We start from the raw sequence: 6,287 nt of genomic DNA on the forward strand, positions 1-6,287 counted from the left end.
CGTGTTAAAATTTAACTAGCGTAAGCAATGACGTAGTCGAAATGATAGTTCCATTGTCCTCCTGAGCGCAGTCGAAGGACTTGTTAGTTATTACCTTTAAAGCGTTTCGACTGCGCTCAACGTGACATATTAGATAAATTAAAATACTGAAAAACAATTAATTATAAAATAACGTCAATGGTGACGAAGTGCAAGAATCTGTTTAATTTAAACAATCATCCCTAAGATTGCTATATAGGTAATGCCTTTGCAATGATGTTAGTTTTGCCCCTCGAGCATTATCGAAAATGAAAATATATTTTTATTTGAAGATAAAAGCGCAGCTTGTGAGAGGTTTTAATGAGGTCTCGACTGCGCTCGACCTGACATAAAAATTTCAAAATGAGTACACCAAAACGATATACCATCACCACAGCACTTCCTTATACCAATGGCCCTATACATATAGGACATTTAGCAGGTGTTTATGTTCCGGCCGATATTTACGCGCGGTATTTACGATTAAAAGGAAATGACGTTATTCTAATTGGAGGAAGTGATGAGCACGGTGTACCCATTACAATTAAAGCGAAAAATGAAGGCGTGTCACCACAGGATGTGGTAGATAAATACCATGCTATTATTAAGAAATCGTTTGAAGATTTTGGAATTACTTACGATAATTATTCGCGTACTTCGGCAAAGGTACATCATAAAACAGCTTCAGAATTTTTTACCACTTTAAATGATAAAGGTGAGTTTATAGAAGAAGTTACAGAGCAATTGTATGATGCCGAAGCCAATCAGTTTTTAGCAGATAGGTTTGTGGTGGGAACATGTCCAAAGTGTGGCAATGAAGAAAGCTATGGCGATCAATGTGAAAACTGTGGAACGAGCCATAACGCTACCGATTTAATAAATCCAAAATCAGCTTTAACAGGAAACACACCTACTTTAAAACAGACAAAACACTGGTTTTTACCATTAGATAAGCATGAAGACTTTTTAAAAGAATGGATTCTTAAAGGACATAAAAAAGATTGGAAATCTAATGTTTATGGACAATGTAAATCCTGGATTGATGATGGCTTACGTCCAAGAGCAGTAACCAGAGATTTAGATTGGGGAATTCCAGTTCCGGCAGAAGGCGGAGAAGGAAAAGTACTGTATGTTTGGTTTGATGCGCCTATAGGGTATATCTCGTCTACCATAGAATGGGCAGAACGCGAAGGCAAAGAATGGGAACCTTATTGGAAAGACCAAGACACCAAATTGGTTCATTTTATTGGAAAAGATAATATCGTGTTCCACTGCATTATTTTCCCAGCGATGTTAAAAGCCGAAGGCTCTTATATTTTACCGGAAAATGTACCTGCTAATGAGTTTTTAAATTTAGAAGGTAATAAATTATCGACCTCAAAAAACTGGGCGGTTTGGTTACCAGAATATTTAGAGGAATTTCCGGGCCAGCAAGATGTATTACGCTATGCGTTAACAGCCAATGCGCCAGAGACAAAGGATAATGACTTCACTTGGAAAGATTTTCAAGCAAGAAACAATAATGAGTTAGTAGCCATTTTTGGGAATTTTATAAATCGTGTAGTGGTTTTAACAAACAAATATTATAACGGAGAAGTTCCAGCACCAAATGAATTATTGCAGGTTGATGAAGAAACATTAGCAGCAGTAAAAGCCTACCCGGATGTGATTTCCAGTTCTATTGAGCGCTACCGTTTTAGAGAAGCACAACAGGAACTTATGAATTTGGCAAGACTTGGTAACAAATATTTGGCGGATGCAGAGCCTTGGAAAGTTATAAAAGTAGATGAGGAACGCACAAAAACAATTATGTATGTGGCACTTCAAATAGCATCAGCTTTAGCAACGTTGAGCGAACCGTTTTTACCATTCACGTCTACCAAACTTAAAAACATCCTTAATGTCGCGTCGAGCGCAGTCGAGACGTCTTGGAACGAAATAAGCACGAAAAAAGTTTTACTGCCAGATGGTCGTCAAATAGGAAAAGCAGAATTATTATTTTCTAAAATTGAAGATGCTACCATTCAAGCTCAATTAGATAAGCTAGAAGCGAGCAAAAAAGCAAACGAAGCAGAAAATAAAACGGTAGAACCTCAAAAAGATACTATTACATTTGAAGATTTTACCAAATTGGATATTCGAGTAGGAACCATTTTGGAAGCCGAAAAAATGCCAAAAGCTAAAAAGTTACTCGTTTTAAAAGTTGATACAGGAATTGATGTTAGAACCATTGTTTCTGGTATAGCAGAAAGTTTTACGGCAGAAGAAGTAGTTGGTAAAAAAGTTACTGTGTTAGTAAATTTAGCACCTCGAGCATTACGTGGTGTTGAGAGTGAAGGTATGATTTTAATGACTGAAACTCCAGAAGGTAAATTGGTGTTTGTGAACCCAGATGATGTTAGTGTTACTAATGGATTGCAGATAAGTTAATTTGTTATTCCGAACACAGTGAAGAACGACAATATAATTTTGGACATTATTTAACAACTAGCTTTTGGGTTTCCTGTTTACCATTTTCGTCTGTGGCTTGTATTAGGTATATACCACTTTTTAATTGTGATACGTCCATTTTTATAATACTCTTATTAAAATGATGTATAGCAACTCGTTTTCCTAAAACGTCAATAAATTCTATACTTTTAATTTTATTAGAACCTATAATAAATAATTCATCTTCTACTGGGTTTGGGTAAAATTTAAATAGGTTAGATTTAGTAATATCATTTTCCTCATTTGAACTTTCTACCGTTACTTGTGAAAAAGCCATGTTACAAATCAGAAAAAATAAAAACACACAAGACATATTTTTCATAACAATAGTATTTGCGGTTTATATAAGTGGTTTATTAGTAACGTATTAAACAGGTAATTAATTATCTCAATAAAAAAATACTTTATTTAGTTAGTAAAAGTTTCTGGATAATAGCAATTCGTTTTTCCAAATCATATAAATTAGCAGTTCAATTTTTCCAATCTATAATCGCATAATTTAGTTTTAAAATGGGGTATAGATAAGCAAAAGAATTTCTTAACTTTACAAAAAAGAGTAGTATTATGTTATCAAAAAAAATAGAAAAAGCCCTCAATGATCAAATTAAAATCGAAGCAGAATCTTCTCAAATATATTTGGCTATGGCGTGTTGGGCAGAAGTAAAAGGACTTGAAGGTGTTGCAGGTTTTATGTACGATCAATCGCAGGAAGAGCGTGACCATATGCTTAAACTCGTTAAGTTTGTTAACGAACGTGGCGGGCATGCACAAATATCTGCATTAAAAGCACCAAACGTCACTTTTAAATCTTTTAAAGAAATGTTCGAAAAACTATTTGAACATGAAGTTTTTGTGTCTGAAAGTATTAATGAATTAGTGCATATCTCCTTGACAGAAAAAGATTATGCAACTCATAACTTTTTACAATGGTATGTCTCTGAGCAAATTGAAGAGGAAGCTATGGCGCGTACTATTTTGGATAAAATAAACCTTATTGGAGATGATAAAGGCGGACTTTATTTATTCGATAGAGATATTCAACAAATAACAATTGTTACAGCTTCTTCTGAAACTCCTGAATAATTTTTTAATTAATCTTATTTAGATTTAATAAAAATAACTATTTTTGTCTAATATTAAAATCTTAGATTTTTACTTTGGGCAAAAAGAAGCAAAAAAAGGTTGTTAAACAATTAAAAGACTTAGGTATTATTACTACCGATAAGGTAAAAAGTAGTTGCTGTAAAAAGTTTAAAAAAGGCGAGAATAAACGTTGTAAAAAATGCCCTTGCTTCGATTTACTTAAAAAAGTGGCTTAAAACGATATTTATCTCATTTATTATCTTTTTCTTTTCAGAAGTTTCAATGTCAATCAATTAGTCTTTGTTAATCTCTTAATCATTATTGTTTGTGGTTGAAATACTTATGCTTTTTTAACTAAGTGAATACCTTATACTACACCAAAAGATTATTTGTTTTCTAAACCTTTTGCTTTTAATTACCTTTGTGCAACTTAATATTTTTGTATATGATACATTCAATGACAGGTTATGGAAAATCTGTATTGCAATTGCCCACAAAAAAAATAACGATAGAGCTAAAGTCTCTTAACAGCAAAAGTTTAGATTTAAATGCGAGAATGCCCTCTATTTATAGAGAAAAAGAATTGTCTATTCGAAAACTTCTTGCTGCAAAGTTAGTGCGAGGAAAAATAGATTTCTCTATTTATGTTGAAGCTACTGCCGAAGACACATCAACACAAATAAACACACCGGTTGTTAAACAATATATTGAGCAGTTAAAGCAGGTTGTTGATGGCGATGCTATAGAACTTCTTAAAATGGCGGTTCGTTTTCCGGATTCATTAAATACTGTTCGTGAAGAAATTGATGATAACGAATGGCAAGCTATTGAAACACAAATCAATAACGCTGTAAACGATTTGGTTGATCATAGATTAGACGAAGGGAAAGTGCTTGAACAGGATTTTAATAAACGAGTAATAACCATAGGGAATATACTTGAGCAGGTTATTGCTATGGATCCAGAGCGTGTGGACGGTGTTCGTGAACGCTTACTTAAAGGCATTGAGGACTTAAAAGAGAAATATGATGAAAACCGTTTTGAGCAAGAGTTGGTGTATTATATTGAAAAATTTGATATTACCGAAGAGAAAGTGCGTTTAAAAAACCACTTAGATTATTTTATAGAATGTATAAACTCTAAAGACTCTAACGGAAAAAAACTTGGGTTTATAAGTCAGGAAATGGGCAGAGAAATAAATACTATTGGTTCTAAAAGTAATTATGCACCTATGCAGCAATTGGTAGTTCAAATGAAAGATGAACTCGAAAAAATTAAGGAACAATTATTAAACGTTTTATAAAACACGTTAAAACCCATTTAAATTGAACAAAGGCAAACTCATTGTGTTTTCTGCACCATCTGGTTCTGGAAAAACAACTATAGTAAAACACTTATTAGGTATTGAAGATTTAAATTTGGAGTTTTCTATATCTGCAACCTCTCGCGAAAAAAGAGGAGATGAGGTAGATGCAAAAGATTATTATTTTTTATCTGCAAAAGATTTTAAGACCAAAATTAAAAATGATGAGTTTTTGGAATGGGAAGAGGTATATCGCGATAATTTTTACGGAACTTTAAAAACCGAAGTTGAGCGTATTTGGGCTATGGGTAAACACGTTATTTTCGATATTGATGTGTCTGGTGGCTTACGTATAAAACGTAAATTTCCGGAGCAAACATTAGCTGTTTTTGTAAAACCTCCAAGTATTGACGAGCTAAAAATTAGATTAAAAAAACGTAAAACAGAAAGCGAAGACAAAATAAACATGCGAGTAGCAAAAGCTTCGGCAGAATTAGCAACAGCGCCTTTATTTGATGTTATCGTAGTAAATGATGATTTAGATCACGCACTAGAAAATGCTCACGAACTGGTTAGTAATTTTCTAAATTCTTAAAAAAGTATTAGAATGAAAATTGGGTTATATTTTGGTTCTTTTAATCCTATTCATATTGGGCATTTAGTTATTGCCAATCATTTAGCAGAATATAGTGATTTAGATCAGGTTTGGTTTGTAGTAACCCCCCATAATCCTTTTAAAAAGAAACACAGTTTACTAGATAATTATCAACGGTTAGAAATGGTATATCGTGCTACAAAAGAATATACCAAGCTTAAACCAAGCGATATAGAATTTAACTTACCACAACCTAATTATACCATCAATACGCTTGTTTACTTAGAAGAGAAATATCCAGATAATGAGTTTTCTTTAATTATGGGTGAAGACAACTTAAAAGGGTTTCATAAATGGAAAAATTATCAATTGATTCTTGAGAACCACCATATTTATGTATACCCTCGTATTTCTAAAAACAAGATAGAAACGCAATTTGATGGTCATAAAAAAATACATCACATAGATGCTCCAATAATGGAGTTGTCCTCGACATTAATACGAAACGCTATTAAAGCGGGAAAAAATGTAAAACCGATGCTTCCTGAGTTTGTTTGGGAGTATTTAGATGAGATGAATTTTTATAAATAATATTATTAGTACTAATAATATTTAAATAGGTCTGTCTGAAAAGCGCTTAGCTGTCAATTCGAGACTCGTGTTAAAATTTAACTAGCGTAAGCAATGACGTAGTCGAAATGATAGTTCCATTGTCCTCCTGAGCGCAGTCGAAGGACTTGTTAGTTATTACCTTTAAAGCGTTTCGACTGCGCTCAACGTGACATATTAGATAAATTA

Annotated in this window: 6 protein-coding genes; 5 read left to right on the plus strand and 1 reads right to left on the minus strand. The window is 33.1% G+C overall.

What is annotated here, in order from left to right; translation table 11 throughout:
• Window positions 1–381 precede the first annotated feature (381 nt).
• Window positions 382–2,448, plus strand: a complete 2,067-nt coding sequence (metG, locus tag Q4Q35_RS03070) for a methionine--tRNA ligase (RefSeq protein ID WP_303276457.1) — start codon at window positions 382–384, stop codon at window positions 2,446–2,448.
• Between the two features lie 46 nt (window positions 2,449–2,494).
• Here the strand turns inward: metG and Q4Q35_RS03075 are convergent, their stop codons facing one another.
• The gene (locus Q4Q35_RS03075) at window positions 2,495–2,785 is read right to left on the minus strand and encodes a T9SS type A sorting domain-containing protein (RefSeq protein WP_303276458.1); all 291 of its coding nucleotides are present in this window, start codon (window positions 2,783–2,785) and stop codon (window positions 2,495–2,497) included.
• A gap of 287 nt (window positions 2,786–3,072) precedes the next feature.
• Here Q4Q35_RS03075 and Q4Q35_RS03080 point away from each other — a divergent pair, with 287 nt between their 5' ends.
• The 4 genes from Q4Q35_RS03080 (at window position 3,073) to nadD (ending at window position 6,080) form a co-directional block, all read left to right on the plus strand.
• Window positions 3,073–3,591: a ferritin gene (locus tag Q4Q35_RS03080; RefSeq protein WP_303276459.1), complete on the plus strand. Its 519-nt coding sequence runs from the start codon at window positions 3,073–3,075 to the stop codon at window positions 3,589–3,591.
• Between the two features lie 445 nt (window positions 3,592–4,036).
• Window positions 4,037–4,894, plus strand: coding sequence for a YicC/YloC family endoribonuclease (locus Q4Q35_RS03085; protein WP_303276460.1), 858 nt, complete (start codon window positions 4,037–4,039; stop codon window positions 4,892–4,894).
• Between the two features lie 22 nt (window positions 4,895–4,916).
• On the plus strand, window positions 4,917–5,489 hold the full coding sequence (gmk, locus tag Q4Q35_RS03090; RefSeq protein ID WP_303276461.1) for a guanylate kinase: 573 nt from the start codon (window positions 4,917–4,919) through the stop codon (window positions 5,487–5,489).
• 12 nt (window positions 5,490–5,501) lie between these two features.
• The gene (nadD, locus tag Q4Q35_RS03095) at window positions 5,502–6,080 is read left to right on the plus strand and encodes a nicotinate (nicotinamide) nucleotide adenylyltransferase (protein ID WP_303276462.1); all 579 of its coding nucleotides are present in this window, start codon (window positions 5,502–5,504) and stop codon (window positions 6,078–6,080) included.
• Window positions 6,081–6,287 lie beyond the last annotated feature (207 nt).

It is taken from the genome of Flavivirga aquimarina, from assembly GCF_030540835.1.
Taxonomy (GTDB): Bacteria; Bacteroidota; Bacteroidia; order Flavobacteriales; family Flavobacteriaceae; genus Flavivirga; species Flavivirga aquimarina.